This window comes from Streptomyces venetus (assembly GCF_039540295.1).
GTDB classification, from domain to species: Bacteria; Actinomycetota; Actinomycetes; order Streptomycetales; family Streptomycetaceae; genus Streptomyces; species Streptomyces venetus.
In genome coordinates, this window is sequence record NZ_BAABET010000006.1 from 297,231 (window position 1) to 316,399 (window position 19,169).

Here is a 19,169-nt window from a genome sequence, read left to right on the forward strand (position 1 = left end):
TCCGTCGACTGTATGCAATGTACCGCGAGCCGTTCCAACCCCCTACGAAGGGACAGGACTTCGCCATGCCCGACGACACCCAGGACGTCATTTCCGGTGGTCATCTCGTAGCCCAGGCGCTGAAGGCCGAGGGGGTCGACCGCATCTACACGCTGTGCGGCGGCCACATCATCGACATCTACGACGGCTGCGTCGACGAGGGCATCGAGGTCGTCGACGTACGCCACGAACAGGTAGCCGCCCACGCCGCCGACGGCTACGCCCGCATCACCGGCAAGCCCGGCTGCGCGGTGGTCACCGCGGGCCCGGGGACGACCGACGCCGTCACCGGTGTCGCCAACGCCTTCCGCGCCGAGTCCCCGATGCTGCTGATCGGCGGCCAGGGGGCCCTCACCCAGCACAAGATGGGGTCACTCCAGGACCTGCCGCACGTCGACATGATGAACCCCATCACCAAGTTCGCGGCGACCGTGCCCGACACGGCGCGCGCGGCGGACATGGTGTCCATGGCGTTCCGCGAGTGCTACCACGGCGCGCCCGGCCCTTCCTTCCTGGAGATCCCGCGCGACGTGCTGGACGCCAAGGTGCCCGCGGCCAAGGCACGCGTGCCGCAGGCAGGGGCCTACCGCGCCTCGACCCGCTCGGCCGGAGACCCCGAGGCGATCGAGAGGCTCGCGGACCTGCTGGTCCACGCCGAGAAACCGGCCATCCTGCTCGGCAGCCAGGTCTGGACGACCCGGGGCACCGAGGCGGCCGTCGAGCTGGTCAGGACCCTCAACATCCCCGCCTACATGAACGGCGCGGGGCGCGGCACCCTCCCCCCGGGCGATCCGCACCACTTCCAGCTCTCACGCCGGTACGCGTTCTCCAACGCCGACGTCATCGTCATCGTCGGCACGCCCTTCGACTTCCGCATGGGCTACGGCAAGCGGCTGTCGCCGGACGCGACCGTCGTGCAGATCGACCTCGACTACCGCACGGTCGGCAAGAACCGCGACATCGACCTCGGCATCGTGGGAGACGCCGGGCTGGTGCTGAAGGCCGTGACCGAGGCCGCCTCGGGACGCGTCAACGGGGGCGCGTCCAGGCGCAAGGAGTGGCTGGACGAACTGCGCGCGGCCGAACAGACCGCCCTGGAGAAGCGGCTGCCGCAGCTCAGGTCCGACGCCTCGCCCATCCACCCCTACCGCCTGGTGAGCGAGATCAACGACTTCCTCACCGAGGACTCGATCTACATCGGCGACGGCGGCGACATCGTCACCTTCTCCGGTCAGGTCGTACAGCCCAAGTCACCCGGGCACTGGATGGACCCGGGCCCCCTGGGCACGCTCGGCGTCGGCGTCCCCTTCGTGCTCGCGGCCAAGCAGGCACGGCCCGACAAGGAGGTCGTCGCGCTCTTCGGCGACGGCGCCTTCTCCCTCACCGGCTGGGACTTCGAGACCCTGGTCCGCTACGACCTCCCCTTCGTCGGCATCGTCGGCAACAACTCCTCCATGAACCAGATCCGCTACGGCCAGGCCGCCAAGTACGGCAAGGAGCGCGAACGGGTCGGCAACACCCTCGGCGACGTCCGCTACGACGAGTTCGCCCGCATGCTGGGCGGTCACGGCGAGGAGGTCCGCGACCCCGCCGACATCGGCCCGGCCCTCCGGCGCGCCCGCGAGTCCGGCAAGCCGTCCCTGATCAACGTCTGGGTCGACCCCGACGCGTACGCCCCCGGAACCATGAACCAGACCATGTACAAGTGAGGTGCCCCCGATGACTGCTACCTCCACCAAGGCCCTCGAAGGCATCCGCGTCCTGGACATGACCCACGTCCAGTCAGGGCCGTCCGCGACCCAGCTGCTCGCCTGGCTCGGCGCGGACGTCGTCAAGCTGGAGGCGCCGACCGGCGACATCACGCGCAAGCAGCTGCGTGACCTGCCGGACGTCGACTCCCTCTACTTCACGATGCTCAACTGCAACAAGCGGAGCATCACCCTCAACACCAAGACCGAGCGCGGCAAGGAGATCCTCACCGAGCTGATCCGGCGCTCCGACGTCATGGTCGAGAACTTCGGACCGGGCGCGGTCGACCGGATGGGCTTCACCTGGGACCGCATCCAGGAGATCAATCCACGGATCGTCTATGCCTCCATCAAGGGGTTCGGCGAGGGCCCGTACACCGACTTCAAGGCGTACGAGGTCGTCGCGCAGGCCATGGGCGGGTCGATGTCGACCACTGGTTTCGAGGACGGGCCGCCGCTGGCGACGGGGGCCCAGATCGGGGACTCGGGGACGGGCGTGCACGCGGTGGCGGGCATCCTCGCCGCGCTCTATCAACGGGAGCGCACCGGGCGCGGGCAGCGGGTCAACGTGGCCATGCAGCACGCTGTACTGAATCTGTGCCGGGTGAAGCTGCGGGACCAGCAGCGCCTGGCACACGGGCCGCTCGCTGAATATCCCAACGAGGACTTCGGCGACGAGGTTCCCAGGTCCGGGAACGCGTCCGGCGGCGGCCAGCCCGGCTGGGCGGTCAAGTGCGCGCCGGGCGGCCCGAACGACTACGTGTACGTCATCGTGCAGCCCGTCGGCTGGCGGCCGATCAGTGAACTCATCGGCCGGCCCGAGCTGGCCGAGGACCCCGAGTGGGCGACGCCCGAGGCGCGGCTGCCCAAGCTGAACAAGATGTTCCAGCTGATCGAGGAGTGGTCCTCGACGCTGCCCAAGTGGGAGGTGCTGGAGCGGCTCAACGCCCACAACATCCCGTGCGGGCCGATCCTGTCCACGCGGGAGATCATCGAGGACCGGTCGCTGGTCGCCAACGAGATGGTGGTCACCGTGCCGCATCCGCAGCGCGGCGAGTTCGTGACCGTCGGCAGTCCGCTCAAGCTGTCGGACTCCCCCGTGGCCGTGACCAGTTCCCCGCTGCTCGGTGAGCACAACGAAGAGGTCTACGTCGGCGAACTCGGCCTCGGCGACGAGGAAGTGCGCCTGCTCAAGTCGAACGGGGTGATCTGACGTGATGGCCGAAGACCGGATTCTGCGCGTGCGCTCCCTCCTCGACTCCGTGCGCGCCGAGGGCCGGACCGCGCTGACCGCGCCCGAGGGCAAGGTGATCGCCGACGCGTACGGGATCGCCGTACCCGGCGAGGAACTGGCGACCGACGTCGACGAGGCCGTGGCGTTCGCGGCGCGCTTCGGCGGGCCCGTCGTGATGAAGATCGTCTCGCCGGACATCCTGCACAAGACCGACGCCGGCGGGGTGATCGTCGGCGTCGAGGGGTCCGCGGACGTACGGGCCGCGTTCCACACCATCGTCGACAACGCCCGCGCCTACGACCCCGCCGCCCGCATCTCGGGCGTGCAGGTGCAGGAGCTGCTGCCGAAGGGGCAGGAGGTCATCGTCGGGGCGGTCACGGACCCGACGTTCGGGAAGGTGGTCGCCTTCGGGCTCGGTGGAGTGCTCGTCGAGGTCCTCAAGGACGTCACGTTCCGGCTCGCCCCGGTCAAGCCCGACGAGGCGCTGTCCATGCTGGACTCGATCCGGTCGGCGGAGATCCTGCGCGGGGTGCGCGGCCAGGCCGGCGTGGACCGCTGGGCCGTGGCCGAGCAGATCCGCCGGGTGTCGGAACTCGTCGCGGACTTCCCGGAGATCGCCGAGGTGGACCTCAACCCGGTGATCGCGACGGCGGAGGGGGCCGTCGCGGCCGACATCCGGGTGATCCTCGCCGACTCACAGCCCCCGCCGCGCAGGAAGTACTCGCGGGACGAGATCCTCGCGTCGATGCGCCGGCTGATGCAACCGCGCTCGGTCGCCGTCATCGGCGCGTCCAACGAGCAGGGCAAGATCGGCAACTCCGTGATGCGCAACCTGGTCGACGGGGGCTTCGCGGGCGACATCCACCCGGTGAACCCCAAGGCCGATGACATTCTGGGCCGCAAGGCGTACAAGAGTGTCACGGACGTTCCCGGTGAGGTGGATGTGGCGGTCTTCGCGATCCCGGCCAAGTTCGTGGCCTCCGCCCTGGAGGAGGTGGGACGCAAGAAGATCCCGAACGCCGTGCTGATCCCCTCCGGTTTCGCGGAGACCGGCGAGCACGAACTCCAGGCGGAGATCGTGACGATCGCCGAGCGGTACGGCGTGCGGCTGCTGGGACCGAACATCTACGGCTACTACTCGACCTGGCAGGACCTGTGCGCCACGTTCTGCACGCCGTACGACGTCAAGGGCGGGGTGGCGCTGACCTCACAGTCGGGCGGCATCGGGATGGCCATCCTGGGTTTCGCGCGCACCACCAAAACGGGCGTGTCGGCGATCGTCGGGCTCGGCAACAAGTCGGACCTGGACGAGGACGACCTGCTGACCTGGTTCGGGGAGGACCCCAACACCCAGTGCATCGCGATGCACCTGGAGGACCTGAAGGACGGGCGTGCCTTCGTGGAGGCCGCCCGGGCGACCGTGCCGAAGAAGCCGGTGGTCGTGCTGAAGGCGGGCCGTACGGCGGCGGGCGCGAAGGCGGCCGGTTCGCACACCGGGGCCCTCGCGGGAGACGACGCCGTGTACGACGACATCCTGCGGCAGGCGGGGGTCATCCGGGCACCGGGACTGAACGACATGCTGGAGTACGCGCGCGCGTTGCCGGTGCTTCCCGCCCCCAAGGGCGACAACGTCGTGATCATCACCGGGGCCGGTGGCAGCGGGGTGCTGCTGTCGGACGCGGTCACGGACAACGGCCTGTCCCTGATGGAGATCCCGCCCGACCTCGACGAGGCGTTCCGCGCGTTCATCCCGCCGTTCGGGGCTGCGGGCAACCCCGTGGACATCACCGGCGGCGAGCCGCCGTCGACGTACGAGGCGACGATCCGGCTGGGCCTGGAGGATCCGCGCATCCACGCCCTGGTCCTCGGCTACTGGCACACCATCGTCACTCCTCCGATGGTCTTCGCGGAGCTCACCGCGCGCGTGGTGGCCGAGTTCCGGGAGCGCGGGATCGAGAAGCCGGTGGTGGCGTCCCTCGCGGGCGACGTGGAGGTCGAGGAGGCCTGCCAGTACCTCTTCGAACGAGGGGTCGTGGCGTATCCCTACACGACCGAGAAGCCGGTGGCCGTGCTCGGCGCCAAGTACCGCTGGGCGCGGGAGGCGGGTGTGCTGGGGGGCGGTACATGAGGTGAGGGAGCGGGGGCCGGCCGACGGTGCGCGTCGGCCGGCCCCGGGACCCGTACGCGCACGAAAGGCATGGGACAGGGGGCGCTGGCCAGATCTTTCGACGCAAGGGGTGCAAACAACCGTGACAACCACCGACGTTCCACAGGTCGCCGCCTATCGCGAGGTGACCGACAAGAACGGACGCGTCTACCGCGTCGGCGAGTCCGACATCGACATCATGGGGCGCAAGCGCAAGTGGATGGTGATCCTGCCCTGGGTCGGCATGATGGGCATCTCCTCCGCCGAGTACGCCTTCGCGTCCGCCGAGGACACCCTGCACACGGCACACCAGTGGAACAGCATGCACATCTTCTGGATGATGACCGTCTGGGTCTTCTTCCAGGCCGCGGTGGCCTTCCCCGCGGGCAAGCTGCGTGAGAGCGGGAAACTGCCGGCCCGCTGGGCGATGATGCTCGGCGCGACGGGCACGCTGATGGGCTATCTGTCGCTGGCCTTCGCGCCGCACGTCGTCTTCGCCTACATCGGCTTCAGCATGTTCAGCGGGATGGGCGCGGGCATGGTGTACGCCACCTGCGTCAACATGGTGGGCAAGTGGTATCCGGAGCGCAAGGGCGGCAAGACGGGCTTCGTCAACGGCGGTTTCGCCTACGGTTCGGTGCCCTTCGTGTTCCTCTTCAACGGCTACATGGACCTCACCAACTTCCGCTGGGTGCTGGTCTCGGTGGGTGTGTTCCTGGCCGGGCTCGTCGCCTGCTCCGGCTACTTCTTCAAGGACCCGCCGAAGAACTGGTGGCCCGCCTCGATCGACCCGCTCAACCCGCCGAACGACCCCCGTGCGGCCCGCTCGCTGCGGATGAACCCGCCGGCGGTCCGCCAGTACTCCCCCAAGGAGGCGTGGAAGACCGGTCGGGTGGCCCTGATGTGGTTCTGTCTGGCGTGCACGTCCGGCGTGAACATCTTCGGTATCGCCTTCCAGGTGGACATCGGCGAGGAGGCCGGGTTCGCGGGCGGCATCGTGGCGACGGCGATGTCCCTGAAGGCGGTCGTCAACGGTACCGGCCGCGGCGTCATAGGCTGGCTCTCCGACCTCTACGGCCGCAAGCGGTGCCTGCTCGTCGTCTGCCTCATCCTGGGCCTCGCCCAGTACGGCATCCTCTGGGCGGCCGACAGCAAGAACCTGACGCTGTTCCTGATCTTCTCGGCGATCTCCGGCTTCGGCGGCGGTGCCATCTTCCCGATGTTCGCGGCGCTCACCGCCGACTACTTCGGTGAGAACAACAACGCCTCCAACTACGGCATGGTCTACAGCGCCAAGCTCGTCTCCGGTCTGGGCGCGGGTATGGGCGCCGTGGTCGTCAGCGCCTGGGGACACTCCGGTGCCTTCATCCTGGCCGGCTCCATCTCGCTCTTCGCCGGCTGTGTGGCGGTGTTCCTCACCCCGCCGGGGCGCGACAGGGAGAAGCGCGTCGCTCCCAACCCTCGACCGCTCGGTGAGGACGTGACCTGACGTGACGGCTGCCCCTTGAACGGTGAGCAGCCCGTCCGCACGACACCATCCGACGCCGCAGACCGTCCCCCATGTGAGGAGGCCCCTCCCCGTCCGGGAGGGGCCTGCTCATGTCGCGACGGCTGTCAGCACTTCTCCCGCAGTGAGTGCAGGTGCGCGCTGGAGCGGCGCGCGAAGGTGAGCGACTCGGCCGGGTTGTCGTGCTCGGCCTGCCAGTGGTGGGCCAGGCGGTGGCCGCGCAGCCGGGTCACGGCGGAGATGAACCGCTGGTAGTCGATGTCACCGTCGCCGACGTCGGTCATGCGGTAGCCGTACGGGTTCGACGGGTCGCTCACCCCGTCCTTCACGTGGAACAGCGGGTAGCGGTCGGGCCGCTCGAGGACGTAGTCCAGCGGCTCGAAGGGCGCGGGCGTGCCGTCGGGGCGCTTGGAGAAGCGGAACTGGCCGACGTACGCCCAGTAGATGTCCATCTCCAGGTGGACGAGATCCGGGTCGGTCTCCTTGAGGAGGACGTCGTAGAGGCGGACCTTGGGGTTGTCGGTGGCGAAGGAGAACTCCTCGGAGTGGTTGTGCTGGTAGAACTTCATGCCCCGGGCCCTGGCGGCCGCGCCGTAGGTGTTGAAGTCGTCGGCGGCGCGCTTCCAGGCGTCGACGGTCGAGCCGTAGCGGAACGGGCCGGAGGCCGTGCCGATGTGCTTGAGGCCGAGGGCCTGGGCGTCGTCGAGGACCTTGGTGAGGTTCTGGGCGAAGGTGTAGGCGTTCGGGTCGTCGGAGTAGTAGCCGACATGGCTGCCGATCGGGTTCAGGCCGTGGTTGCGTGCCAGCCGCTTCAGCTGGGCGAGCGTGATCGGGCCCGCCGAGCCCTGGGTGTAACCGGCGAACTCGACCTCGTCGTAGCCGTACTTCTCCAGTTCCGCGAAGACGGGGCCGAAGCCGAGGGTGGAGACCTTGTCGCGCAGGCTGTAGAGCTGGATGCCGAGGCGGCCGGGCGGCAGGACGGGGCGGCCACGGCCCTTGGCCCCGGAGGCAGTGGCGGCCGACGCGGGGGCGGCGGTCGCGGGGGCGGCGGCGCCGAGCAGGGCGGCGGCGGTGGCTCCGGCGGCAACGCCGAGCATGCCGCGTCTGCTGAGGCGGTGGGTGAGCTCGGGGTCGGGCTGGGAGAAGCGGCTCATGCGGGGAACTCCTCGTGATCGCGTGGCGTTGTCAGTGGTGAGTGCTTCACTTGTGACCAGTCGGAACTGAGCGCTACGGCCTCAGGCGAGACCGGCGAGTCGGAGCAGCAGTGACTTCACATCGGTGGCCGCGACGCGGTCACCGACGGCACGGGGGGTGGAGCAGATGAGGAGCGGACCGTCGTCGTCGCTCTCCGGAAGGCGGCCGTGGCTGCCGCGAATAGGTGAGGGATCCAGGGGCACGACCGCCATGCGGTAGCGCATGCCGAGCTTCTTGCGCGCCAGTGCGGTGGCCGCCTTGACCTTGACGTAGGGGTCGAGGGGATCCATGAAGAGCTCGACCGGGTCGTAGCCGGGTTTGCGGTGGATCTCGACGAGCTGCGCGAAGTCGGGCGCGTGGGCGTCGTCGAGCCAGTAGTAGTACGTGAACCAGGCGTCCGGTTCCGCCACGGCGACGAGTTCGCCCGCGCGGGGATGGTCGAGATGGTGGGTCTTCTTGCCCTCGTCGTCGAGGAGTTGGCCGATTCCCGGCAGGCCGTCGAGTGCGGCCCGGGTGGCGTCGAGGTCTTCGGGGCGGCGCACATAGACGTGGGCGATCTGGTGGTCGGCGACGGCGAAGGCCCGGGACGCCATCGGGTCGAGGTACTCCATGCCGTCCTGCGTGTGCACCTCCAGCAGGCCGGCGCGGCGCAGGGCGCGGTTGATGTCGACGGGCCGGTTCACCCGGGTGATGCCGTACTCGGACAGGGCGACGACCGTGCGGCCCTCGGCGCGGGCGTCGTCCAGGAGCGGGGCCATGGCGGCGTCGAGGTCGGCGGCGGCCTTCAGGGAGCGCGGGTCGTCGGGGCCATAGCGCTGTAGGTCGTAGTCGAGGTGAGGGAGGTAGCAGAGCGTCAGGTCGGGGTGCCGGGTGCGGATGATGTGACGGGTGGCGTCGATGATCCACCGGCTCGAGACGAGGTCCGCTCCGGGGCCCCAGAAGTGGAACAGGGGGAACGTACCGAGTTTCTCGGTGAGTTCGTCGTGGAGCGCGGCCGGTCTGGTGTAGCAGTCGGGTTCCTTGCGGCCGTCGGCGTAGTAGACGGGACGGGGGGTGACCGTGATGTCGGTGTCGGCGCCCATGGCGTACCACCAGCAGATGTTGGCGACGGTGTAGCCGGGGTGGGCGCGGCGGGCGGCGTCCCAGAGTTTGTCGCCGGCCACGAGTCCGTTGTGCTGGCGCCACAGGAGGACGTCGCCGAGTTCGCGGAAGTACCAGCCGTTGCCGACGATGCCGTGCTCCGAGGGCATGGTGCCGGTGAGGAACGTGGACTGGGCGGCGCAGGTGACGGCGGGCAGGACGGTGCTCAGCGGGGCGTGGGAGCCGGATCGGCCGAGCGCCTTGAGATGGGGCATGTGGTCGAGGAGACGGGGGGTGAGGCCGACGACGTCGAGGACGAGGAGCGGGGTGGGGCGGCCATGAGTGTCGGGGGCCGGGTGCTCAGGGGTGCTCATGGCAGCTCCTTCAGGCCGAGGTCCGTCAACAGGTCGCGGGCGAGGGCGAGTTCGGCGGCTATGCCCTCGGCGAGCTGGGCGCGGCCCTTGGGGCGCAGCTCGGGCGGGAGGGCCTGCCAGGTGTAGGTCTCGACCTCCAGGTGGCGGGTGAGCGGGGCAGGGCCGCCGACGAGCCGGGTCAGTGCGGATTGCAGGACCGGGAGTGTGGAGGTGAGAGGTGCGGCGGGGTCCGCGTGCAGGGGGACGTGGAAGTGGGCCCGCCAGGGGGCGGCGTCCGGCAGGGCGTGGCCCGCGAGGGCCTCGTCGAGGTCGTCGGTGGCGCGCAGGCCGGCGGCGGTGGAGGTACGGGTCTGGTGCAGGAAGCGGGGTTCGGCGAAGGCGGCGAGAGCTTCACGGACCTCGGGGAGATGGGGGTGTTCGGCGTGCAGTGCGGCGGAGAGCTGGGATTTGACGACGGGGACGCGGGCCGCGGTGAGGGCGTCCAGGGCGGTGTGCGGGTCTTCGAAGGAGGTGGCGAGGTGGCAGGTGTCGACACAGATGCCGATGCGGTCGTGGGCGATCGCGGTGAGCGGGGCGATGGCGTCGTGGGTGGTCTCGACGACACAGCCAGGTTCCGGTTCCAGCCCGACGCGGATGGAGCGGCCGGTCAGCTCCTCGATGGCGTCGAGGCGTTCGGCGAGGGTGCGCAGGGCGGCGCGGGCGGTCTCCGCGCGCTCCTCGTCGTACGCGGTGCGCCAGGCCAAGGGGAGGGTGGAGATGGTGCCGTCGGTGACGTCGTCGGGGAGGAGCCCGGCGAGGACCCGGGCCAGGGCGGTGGTGTGGTCGAGGCGTTCGGGATCGGCCCAGTCCGGTTTGTAGACGCGGTACTTGACCTCCTCGGCACCGAAGCCCTCGTAGGGAAAGCCGTTGAGAGTGACGACCTCGAGGCCGCGCCGGTCGAGCTCACCGCGCAGCCCGCGCAGTGCGGACGGGTCGGTGTGCAGGGTGCGGGCGGCGTCCTTGGCGAGCCAGAGCCCGATGCCGAGCCGGTCGCGGCCCAGGCGGCGGCGCACGGGTTCGCAGTGGTCCCGGAGCTGGGCGAGGACGCCGTCGAGGGTCTCGGCGGGGTGGACGTTGGTGCAGTAGGCGAGGTGGACGGTGGAGCCGTCGGGGTGGCGGAAGCGCATGGTTCACGCCTCCGTGGCGGGGACGCGGACCGGCGCCTGCGGGCCGGGGTCCGGCTCGTGCGGGTCCTTCGGGGCGCCGCGGAGGATGGAGTTGCCCTCGTGGGTGGCCTCCGTGCCGGTGACGTCCAGGTTCAGCCGGCCGCTGAGCCCGTAGAAGGCGACGGGGTTGCGCCACAGCACCCGGTCGACGTCGTCCTCGCCGAAGCCCTCGGCCAGCATCAGGTCGGCGACCTTGCGGGTCTTGAGCGGGTCGCTCTTCCCCCAGTCCGCGGCGGAGTTGACCAGGACCTGCTCGGGCCCGTAGGCGCGCAGGATGGCCACCATCCGCTCCTCGTCCATCTTGGTGTCCGGGTAGACGGAGAAACCCAGCCAGCAGCCGCTGTCCTTGGCCTCCTTGACGGTGGTCTCGTTGAGGTGGTCGACCAGGACGCGTTCCGCGGGGAGTGCGGACTCGCGGACGGCGTCGAGGGTGCGGCGCAGACCGGCGAGCTTGTCGCGGTGCGGGGTGTGCACGAGGGCGGGCAGGCCGTGGTCGGCGGCGAGCTGGAGCTGCGCGGCGAGGGCGGTGTCCTCGGCGGGGGTCATCGAGTCGTAGCCGATCTCGCCGACGGCCACGACGTTGTCCTTGACGAGATACCGGGGCAGCTCGTCGAGGACGGGCGCGCAGCGCGGGTCGTTCGCCTCCTTGGGGTTGAGGGCGATGGTGCAGTGGTGGGCGATGCCGTACTGGGCGGCGCGGAAGGGCTCCCAGCCGAGGAGGGAGTCGAAGTAGTCACGGAAGGAGGCGGGGGAGGTGCGGGGCTGGCCGAGCCAGAAGGAGGGTTCGACGACGGCGCGGACGCCGGCGGCGTGCATGGCCTCGTAGTCGTCGGTGGTCCGGGACGTCATGTGGATGTGCGGGTCGAAGATGCGCATCAGGACTCCTTGCCGTGGGGGTGGTCCGCGCCGGGGGCCGGGGGAACGGACTCGGTCAGGTCCAGGACGCGGTGCAGGTCCTCGGGGACGGGGCGGCCGGCGGCGGTGCGTTCGGCGGCGTGGTCGGCCAGCATGCGGGCGAGTTCGCCGTCGCCGCGGGAGCGCTCCTCCAGACCTGCCACGCGGTCGACGGGCACACCGGTGAACAGGCACTTCAGCACGGCGTGACGCCAGTCGTGGGGCGGCAGGTGCCGAGCCGCGTACGGGCCGACGGCGACGCCGAGGAGCCGGGTGTCGTTGGTGCGCAGGGCGTCCTCGACGAGCGGGAGGGCGCCCGGGCCGGACACGAGGTGGGGCAGGGCGTGCAGGACGGCGCGGCGCTCGTCGGCGGTGCCCTGGAAGTACACCCGGGTGAGGGCGTCCGTGTCGGCGTGGGCCGCGTCGAGGATGAGGACGCGTGCGGCGTCGGCGTGCGCGGCTCCGCAACGGCGGCCGGCCTCGGCGAGACGCAGTTCCCACACGGAGATGGGTCCGTGGAGGCCGGGGTGGGCGGTGGCCTCGTCCAGGGCGTGCTCCAGCCAGGCGCGGGCGGCCGGGTCGAGCTGGGTGGTGAGGTGGTCACGGAGATCGGTGAGGGAGGGGGTGCGGGCGGTGTCGGGACCTGGTCGGCCGGTGTGGGTGGTGCTCTCCGTTCTCGCCGGGGGTGTGGCGCGGGGGTGGGTCATCTGGTGCTGCTCCCTTCAGGGGTGGTGGAGGGAGCGCCGTGGGGTGGCGCGGCCTGCTGGAGGGCCGGAGCGGGGGACCGCGTCAGGGTGGCCGCGGTCCGCTCGGCGTGCTGGAGGAACGGGAGGGAGTGTTCGGCGTAGTGGGGACCGGCGTGGGAGTGGCGGGGCAGCTCGACGACGGTCAGGCCCTGGTAGCCCGAGGTGGCGAGGGCCGCCAGGACCGGCGGGAAGTCGATCTCGCCGTCCCCGAAGGGGAGGTGCTCGTGGACGCCGCGCCGCATGTCCTCGATCTGGACGTGCCGCAGCCAGGGGGCGGCGTCGCGCACGCAGTCGGCGGGAGAGAGGGGTTCGAGGCAGTGGCAGTGGCCGAGGTCGAGGGTGAGACCGAGGGGCTCGGGGTCGCCGAGGATGCGTCGGAGGTGGTGGAAGTCGGCCAGGGTGGCGAGGAGGTGGCCCGGTTCGGGTTCGACGGCGAGCGGTGTGCCGGCGGACGCGGCGGCCTCCAGGACGGGCGTGAGGCTCTCGGCGAGGCGCTTCCACGCGGTGTCGGTGTCGGTGCCCGCCGGGACGACCCCGCTGAAGCAGTGCACCGCGTGCGCGCCGAGGTCGGCCGCGACCCGGACGGCTCGCAGGAGCAGGTCGACGCGGCTGGCCCGGTCACCGGGGTCAGGGTCCAGCAGGGAGGGGCCGTGTTTGCGGCGCGGGTCTAGCACATAGCGGGCGCCCGTCTCCACGGTGACGCCGAGACCGAGCTCGCCCAGTCGGTGCGCGACCTCGCGGGTGCGGGTGGCGAGGCCGGGGGCGAGCGGGTCGAGGTGCATGTGGTCGAGGGTCAGCCCGACGCCGTCGTAGCCGAGGTCGGCGAGCAGGGAGAGCGCGTCGTCGAGCCGGAGGTCGGCGAGGCCGTTGGTGCCGTAGCCGAAGCGCAGACGCCGGGGGGCGGCGAGAGGAGCGGTCCCTGGGGTCACGTCACGCTCACCTTCTTCGCGAACCTGGCTCCGAGCGGTGCCAGGGCCGCTATGAGGAGGGCCCTGGCCGGTCCCTCGGAGCGGGCGGCCAGGGTGGCCTGGAGGGGGATCGTGGCGCGGATGCCGGCGCCGACGGCTCGTTGGGTGAGAGGAGGTGAGGGGTTGAGGGCGGCGTGGACGTAGGGCCGGGCGGTGGTGGCGGCGTAGGCGGCTGCGAGGAGGGTGGTGACATGTGCCGCGGCTTTCCGGCCGGGCGCAGGCTCGGGAGGCCGAGTGGCCCGGGGCCCGGGGAGGTCATGAGCGGCTGCTTCTCGGTGGTCCGGGCGGCGGTTGGTGACCGCACGGGTCAGCAGGGCGGTCGTGGCGAGCGCCGCCAAGGGGGCCAGGGGCGAGCCGCCCTGGGCTTCCTGCCGGGAGACGGTCGTGACGGCGAGGGTGTGGGTGCCGAGGAGGGCCGCGGAGGGCAGTGCCTCTCGGGCCCGGCCGGTCGTGGCGGCGGCTCCCAGGAGCAGGTCGAGTCCGCGGGCCGCTGCCATGGCCACGGGGCCCGCGGGGGTGTGCTTCAGGGTGAGGTCGTAGGCCCAGACGGTCGCCGCCAGGGGCGCGGCGACGGCCAGGGCCGGGCGGCCTGCTCGGGCCGCGAGCGCCAGTCCGCCCGCGGTGAGGACGCAGGCCGCGGTGAGCGCGGCGGACGGCCGGACGCGGCCGGAGGGCAGGGGGCGGTGCGGGCGTTCGACGGCGTCCACCTCGCGGTCCGCCCAGTCGTTGAGGGCCATGCCGGCCTCGTACAGGCAGAGGGAGGAGCCGATGGCGAGCAGGGTGCGGGAGTTGGGCGGTGCCCCGGCGGCGGCGGTGCCGGCGAGGGCGTCGCCCGGCACGCTGAACAGGGCGGGCAGCCGCAGGAGTTCGGCCCAGGCGCGAGCGCGCCCTGAGCGGCCGTGGGGCTCGGGGCGCGTCTGGGTGGCCGCCTCCCCTGTGCCGCCCTGGCGGCCGGGAGCGTTCTCGCGCCGTGTCACCGGCGGCCCTCCTTCCCCTCGCCGAGGCTCAGTGCGAACCGGACCAGTGCCTCGTACTGCTCACCCAGCCCCGACGGCCCCTCCCCCACCGGGTCCTTGAAGTAGAAGCCGAGTGCGCCGAGCGGTCCGGACAGCCCCGTCTCGTGGGCACGTGCCGTCAGGCGGGCGAGGTCGAGGACGAGCGGAGCCGCCAGGGCGGAGTCGCAGCCCTGCCAGATGGTCTGGAGGATCATGCGGGTGCCGAGGAAACCGTCGAAGGCGATGTGGTCCCAGGCGGTCTTCCAGTCGCCGAGGGCGGGGACGTCGTCGATGTGGACCTCGCCCTCGGGGACGCTGCCGAGGGTGTCGGCGAGGACGCGTTCCTTGCCGGCGTTCTTCGCCGCCGCGGCGGCGGGGTCGGCGAGGGCCGCGCCGTCGCCGCCGCCGAGGAGGTTGGTCCCGGACCAGGCGCGGACCGTGAGGGCACGCTGGGCGAACATCGGGCCCAGTACGGCTCGCAGCAGTGTCTGCCCGGTCTTGCCGTCCCGGCCGGCGTGGGGCAGGCCGCTCCGCTCGGCCTCGCGGGCGGCAACGGGGTGGTGCATGCCCTCGGAGGGGGTGAAGTTGACGTAGGAGCAGCCCGCGCGCAGGGCCGCCAGCGCGTACAGGGTGCTGGCCGGCAGCGGGGCGTGGGGCCCGTGGGACGCGGGTTCGGTGGAGGCGACGTTCACCACCACGGCCCGCTCCAGCTCGTGGCGGTGCACGAAGTCGCGTATGTCGCCGGCGAAGGCCGTGATCAGTTCGGCTTCGCTCCTGGTGTCCCCCGGCGTCGGGCCACCGGGCCTGATCTCCCGGTCGGCGACCGCGAGTTCCGCGGCGACGGCGGTGGCGACGCCCGGCGGGAGGACGCCGCCGGCGGTCAGGGCCTCGGCGCGTTTGGGCAGGGGGCAGTCGAGGGTGTCGTGGCCCCCGAAGACGAGGTCGGACAGCGCGGGCAGGCCGCTGCCGGTGAACGCCGGTGTCTCGGTCACCATGCCGGTGGGCGGATGCAGTCCCGCGCTGACGGCGGCGCACCCCGTGACGACGGTGGTGGCGACGGAGCCTCGTGCTCCGATCAGCCACACCCCCACACGCGGTCGGGAGAGGGACGCGGACATGGGCAGCCTCCTGATCGTGCGTGAACCCGGGGTGGCAGGAGACGGCGGGCGGGGGTCCGGCGTCCCCCGCCCGCCGCCGTTCAGTCACCCTTGACGGGCAGTTCCTTCAACTGGATGGTGCGGAAGGAGACCTGGTCGTCGGCGCCATGGTTCTGCAGGCCGATGTAGCCGTCGGTCAGGCTCCGCTCGGGGTCCTTGTTGGTGAAGTCGTTGATCTTGACTCCGTTGAGGAACACCTGGAGGCGTTCGCCCTGGACCTTGATCTCGTAGGAGTTCCACTGGCCGGGCGGCCGCAGAACCTGGTCACGGGCCTTGATGTTCGCCGACTTGAACGAGTAGACGGAGCCCGTGGTGCGGTCGGCCGCGTCCGTGGCGTCGATCTGGATCTCGTAGCCCTTGTTCACCGCGGACCAGGGGTCGTCGGAGGCCGGGAAGCCCACGAAGATCCCGGAGTTGTCGTCGCCCCGCATCTTCCAGTCGAGCTTGAGCGAGTACGACTTCAGCTCCTTGGCCTGGTACCAGAGCAGGCCCATGCCGCCCTCGGTCTCCAGGGTGCCGTCCTTGACGTTGAACGTGCCGGGGCCGGCCTGCTTCCAGCCGTCCAGCGTCTGGCCGTTGAAGATCTTCCGGTAGTCCTTGCCCGGCTTGCAGTCCGCCTTCACCTGGCCGGTGGCGTACTGGAGACCGCCGAGCAGATGAGCGCGGAAGGCCTCCTCGGCGTAGGACTCCTTGGTGTGGCCGCCGCCGGTGTAGAAGGAGCGGCCGCCGCCGTAGCTCTGGCACCAGGCGATCGGGTGGTCGCCCTTCATGGTGCCGCCCTGGTAGGTGGTCTCGTCCAGGGTGGCGAGCACCTTGGCCTGCTCACGCGGGTTGGTGCGGTAGTTGTACCACTCGTCGGTGCGCTCCCAGGCGTCGCCGAGGTGCGCGGTGGACGGGTGGTCGTGGTCCTCGACACGCACGGTGGCCTTCTGGATGGCGGGGTGCGAGTCGAAGTAGGCGCCGACCAGGCCGCCGTAGAACGGCCAGTCGTACTCGGTGTCGGCAGCCGCGTGGATGCCCATGTACCCGCCGCCGCCGGCCACGTAGTTCTCGAACGCCTTCTGCTGCTCGGCGTCGAGGACGTCACCGGTGGTGGACAGGAAGGCCACCGCGTCGTACTTGGCGAGGTTGGTCGTGGTGAACTGCCGGGCCTCCTCGGTCGCGTCGACCGTGATGCCGGCCGGGCCGCCGAGCTCCTTGAGGGCGGTGATGCCGGCCGGGATGGAGTCGTGCCGGAAGCCTCCGGTCTTGGAGAAGACCAGGACCTTCTTGCCGCCCGTGAACGGCTCGTTGGAGAACTCGAAGTCGTCCACGTCGTACAGCGCGCCCTCGCCGCCCTTGAAGACCAGGTAGATGTCCGTGGTCTTCTTCGGCAGCGACCGCAGGGGCACGTCGATGTTCTGGAAGGTCTCCCAGCCGCCGGTCGGCGGGATGTACGCCGAGCCGTGCAGCGGACCGTCGGGCGAGCCGGTGCGCAGTTCGATGAAGCCGCCCGCGCCGCCGGAGGAGGCCCGCACGGTCATCTTCTTCTGCCCGTCGAACCGGTAGGGGGAGAAGGAGATCCAGTCGCCGTCGTCGATGTTGCCGACGGTCTTGCCGCCGTTGGCGCCGGTCTTGTCGATCAGCGAGATGCCCGACTGGGTGGTGAAGTGCTCGCCCTGGCGGTGCAGCGGCTGGAGCACGGCGCGGGCGGTGCCGGTCAGGGCCTCCTGGCCGTTCGCCCCGCCGTCGGTGTAACTGGCGCCGACGACGCCGTAGATGTTGGCGTTGGGGTCGTGGCCGCCGTCACCGGGGGGCGGTGTCAGGGTGCCCTCGCAGCCCATCTCGCTGGTCAGTTCGTGGGCGTGGGAGTCGTGGCCGAGGCTGTAGGTGACCTTGACCTTGGAGCAGTCGATCGTCTCCTCGGGGTCGGTGACGGTCACCTTGAAGGGGACGGGCTTGCCGAACTCGGCCATGGTGCCGTTGCCCGGGATGTCCATCTTCACCTTGGGCTCGGTGTTGCCGACCACGATCCGGGTGCTGGCGTTGCCGGTGTTCCCCTCGGGGTCCTTGGCCGTGAAGGTGGCGGTGTAGGTCCCGACCTTCCTGTACGTGTGGGTGGGGTTGAGGCCCTCGCCCTTGGTACCGTCGCCGAAGTCCCAGCTGTAGGTGAGGTTCGGGGAGTCGGCGTCCTTGGCGGAGCCGGTGAAGGTGACCTTCAGGCCGGCCGCTCCGGACGTCTTGTCGGCGCTGACCTCGGCGATCGGGGAGAAGCCGTCCTCGGCGTTCTCGATGCGGTACAGCGCGGAGTTCTCGTCGCCCTGGAACCAGGAGACGCCGTAGTCGAGGACGTAGAGCGCGCCGTCGGGGCCGAACTCCATGTCCATGATCTGGGTGCCGGTCCACGGGAAGTCGTTGATCTTCGCGACGGAGCCGTCGTCGTTCTGCTCGATCCGCTTGATCCAGCGGCGCCCGAACTCACCGGCGAAGAAGTCACCGTCGTAGGCCTCGGGGAACTTCACCTTGGAGTCGAGCCCGGGGTCGTAGCGGTAGACGGGGCCGGCCATCGGGGACTCGGAGCCGCTGCCGAACTCGGGCACGGAGGCGTCGTCGTACGGGATCCAGGCGGCCTGCGCGGGCGGCAGGTCGGTGAGGCCCGTGTTGTAGGGCGAGGTGTTCTTCGGAGCGGCGCAGTCGAACTTCTCGCCGGACTCCTTGGTGGCGAAGTCGTAGTCGACGTAGGCGTCGTTGTTGCCGGTGCAGAACGGCCAGCCGAAGTTCGCGGCCTTGGTGACCTTGGCGAACTCGACCTGCCCCGCCGGGCCGCGCTTGGGGTCGGCGGCGCCCGCGTCAGGGCCGTAGTCGCCGACGTGGACGATGCCGGTCTTGTCGTCGACGCTCATCCGGAACGGGTTGCGGAAGCCCATCGCGTAGATCTCGGGGCGGGTCTTCTCGGTGCCCGGGGCGAAGAGGTTGCCCTCCGGGACGGTGTACGAGCCGTCCTCGGCGACCTTGATGCGCAGGATCTTGCCGCGCAGGTCGTTGGTGTTGGCGGAGCTGCGGCGCGCGTCGAAGGCCGGGTTGCGGTTCGGCCGGTCGTCGATCGGCGTGTAGCCGTCGGAGGCGAAGGGGTTGGTGTCGTCGCCGGTCGACAGGTAGAGGTTGCCGTCCGCGTCGAAGTCGATGTCGCCGCCGACGTGGCAGCAGGTGCCGCGGGAGGCCGCGACGTCGATGACCTTCTTCTCGCTGGCCGTGTTCAGTGTGCCGTTGGTGTTCAGTACGAAGCGGGAGAGGCGGTTGACGCCGTCGAACTTCTTGAAGTCCTCGGCGGTGCCGGTCTCCGGGGCGTCGCCCGCGGGGGTGTCGAGCGGCGGGGCGTAGTAGAGGTAGATCGCCCGGTTGTTCTTGAAGTCCGGGTCGACGCCGACACCCTGGAGGCCTTCCTCGTCATGGCTGTAGACGGGGATCTTGCCGGCGACCTTGGTGACGCCGCCCTGGTCGGTGAGGCGCAGCGTGCCGTCGCGCGAGGTGTGCAGCACGCTGCGGTCCGGGAGTACGGCGAGCGACATGGGCTCGCCCATCTCTGGTTCGCCCTTGGCGAGCGGCACCTGCTGGAACTGCCCCTCGGCGGCGGCCGGTGCGTCGTGTTCCGGGTGGCCGGGGTGGGCACCGGCGACCGTGGCCGGGGTGCCCACGGCGAGGAGCAGGCCGGTGAACAGGGCGAGAGCGGTGCGCAGTTCGGGGCCCCTCGTGGCGCGGGCGCTTCTCGGTCTGGTTCTGTGCACGAAGTCCCTCCGGGAACGGGGTGGGCCGTACGGGATGGGTGCGTGGACGTGCGGTGCGGGCGCCGGGGTGCGCCGTCACCCCGGAGGTGTGTGTGACCTGAACACGAGGAAGGTGCGT

13 protein-coding genes are annotated in these 19,169 nt (G+C 70.8%); 4 read left to right on the plus strand and 9 right to left on the minus strand.

What is annotated here, in order from left to right; genetic code table 11:
* Positions 1-65: 65 nt before the first annotated feature.
* From ABEA82_RS21450 to ABEA82_RS21465, 4 genes are all read left to right on the plus strand, one after another.
* Positions 66-1,748, plus strand: coding sequence for a thiamine pyrophosphate-binding protein (locus ABEA82_RS21450; protein ID WP_345663191.1), 1,683 nt, complete (start codon positions 66-68; stop codon positions 1,746-1,748).
* Positions 1,749-1,758: 10 nt separating this feature from the next.
* Positions 1,759-3,000: a formyl-CoA transferase gene (gene frc / locus ABEA82_RS21455; RefSeq protein WP_345663192.1), complete on the plus strand. Its 1,242-nt coding sequence runs from the start codon at positions 1,759-1,761 to the stop codon at positions 2,998-3,000.
* Positions 3,001-3,004: 4 nt separating this feature from the next.
* Positions 3,005-5,149 carry an acetate--CoA ligase family protein gene (locus ABEA82_RS21460; protein ID WP_345663476.1) on the plus strand — a complete coding sequence of 715 codons (2,145 nt, stop codon included), beginning with the start codon at positions 3,005-3,007 and terminating at the stop codon, positions 5,147-5,149.
* 121 nt (positions 5,150-5,270) lie between these two features.
* Positions 5,271-6,656, plus strand: coding sequence for an OFA family MFS transporter (locus ABEA82_RS21465; protein WP_345663193.1), 1,386 nt, complete (start codon positions 5,271-5,273; stop codon positions 6,654-6,656).
* A 125-nt stretch (positions 6,657-6,781) separates the two neighbouring features.
* On the opposite strand, the gene ABEA82_RS21470 is transcribed toward ABEA82_RS21465, so the two are convergent.
* From ABEA82_RS21470 to ABEA82_RS21510, 9 genes are all read right to left on the minus strand, one after another.
* Positions 6,782-7,828, minus strand: a complete 1,047-nt coding sequence (locus tag ABEA82_RS21470; RefSeq protein WP_345663194.1) for a sugar phosphate isomerase/epimerase family protein — start codon at positions 7,826-7,828, stop codon at positions 6,782-6,784.
* An 81-nt stretch (positions 7,829-7,909) separates the two neighbouring features.
* Complete coding sequence (locus ABEA82_RS21475; protein WP_345663195.1) at positions 7,910-9,322, minus strand: alkaline phosphatase family protein; 1,413 nt, start codon at positions 9,320-9,322, stop codon at positions 7,910-7,912.
* The gene (eboE, locus tag ABEA82_RS21480) at positions 9,319-10,488 is read right to left on the minus strand and encodes a metabolite traffic protein EboE (RefSeq protein WP_345663196.1); all 1,170 of its coding nucleotides are present in this window, start codon (positions 10,486-10,488) and stop codon (positions 9,319-9,321) included. Before eboE ends, ABEA82_RS21475 begins: the two co-directional genes overlap by 4 nt.
* Before the next feature lie 3 nt (positions 10,489-10,491).
* A complete protein-coding gene (locus ABEA82_RS21485; RefSeq protein WP_345663197.1) occupies positions 10,492-11,403 on the minus strand; it encodes a TatD family hydrolase in 912 nt (303 codons plus the stop codon).
* Positions 11,403-12,128 carry an EboA domain-containing protein gene (locus ABEA82_RS21490; RefSeq protein WP_345663198.1) on the minus strand — a complete coding sequence of 242 codons (726 nt, stop codon included), beginning with the start codon at positions 12,126-12,128 and terminating at the stop codon, positions 11,403-11,405. Before ABEA82_RS21490 ends, ABEA82_RS21485 begins: the two co-directional genes overlap by 1 nt.
* Complete coding sequence (locus tag ABEA82_RS21495) at positions 12,125-13,096, minus strand: sugar phosphate isomerase/epimerase family protein (protein ID WP_345663199.1); 972 nt, start codon at positions 13,094-13,096, stop codon at positions 12,125-12,127. The genes ABEA82_RS21490 and ABEA82_RS21495 overlap by 4 nt, the downstream gene beginning before the upstream one ends.
* The gene (locus tag ABEA82_RS21500; protein WP_345663200.1) at positions 13,093-14,112 is read right to left on the minus strand and encodes an SCO3242 family prenyltransferase; all 1,020 of its coding nucleotides are present in this window, start codon (positions 14,110-14,112) and stop codon (positions 13,093-13,095) included. Before ABEA82_RS21500 ends, ABEA82_RS21495 begins: the two co-directional genes overlap by 4 nt.
* Positions 14,109-15,248: an inositol-3-phosphate synthase gene (locus ABEA82_RS21505; RefSeq protein ID WP_345663201.1), complete on the minus strand. Its 1,140-nt coding sequence runs from the start codon at positions 15,246-15,248 to the stop codon at positions 14,109-14,111. The genes ABEA82_RS21500 and ABEA82_RS21505 overlap by 4 nt, the downstream gene beginning before the upstream one ends.
* A gap of 80 nt (positions 15,249-15,328) precedes the next feature.
* Positions 15,329-19,051 (minus strand): ThuA domain-containing protein, encoded by a 3,723-nt coding sequence (locus tag ABEA82_RS21510; protein ID WP_345663202.1) that lies wholly within the window; start codon positions 19,049-19,051, stop codon positions 15,329-15,331.
* Between the last annotated feature and the right edge of the window lie 118 nt (positions 19,052-19,169).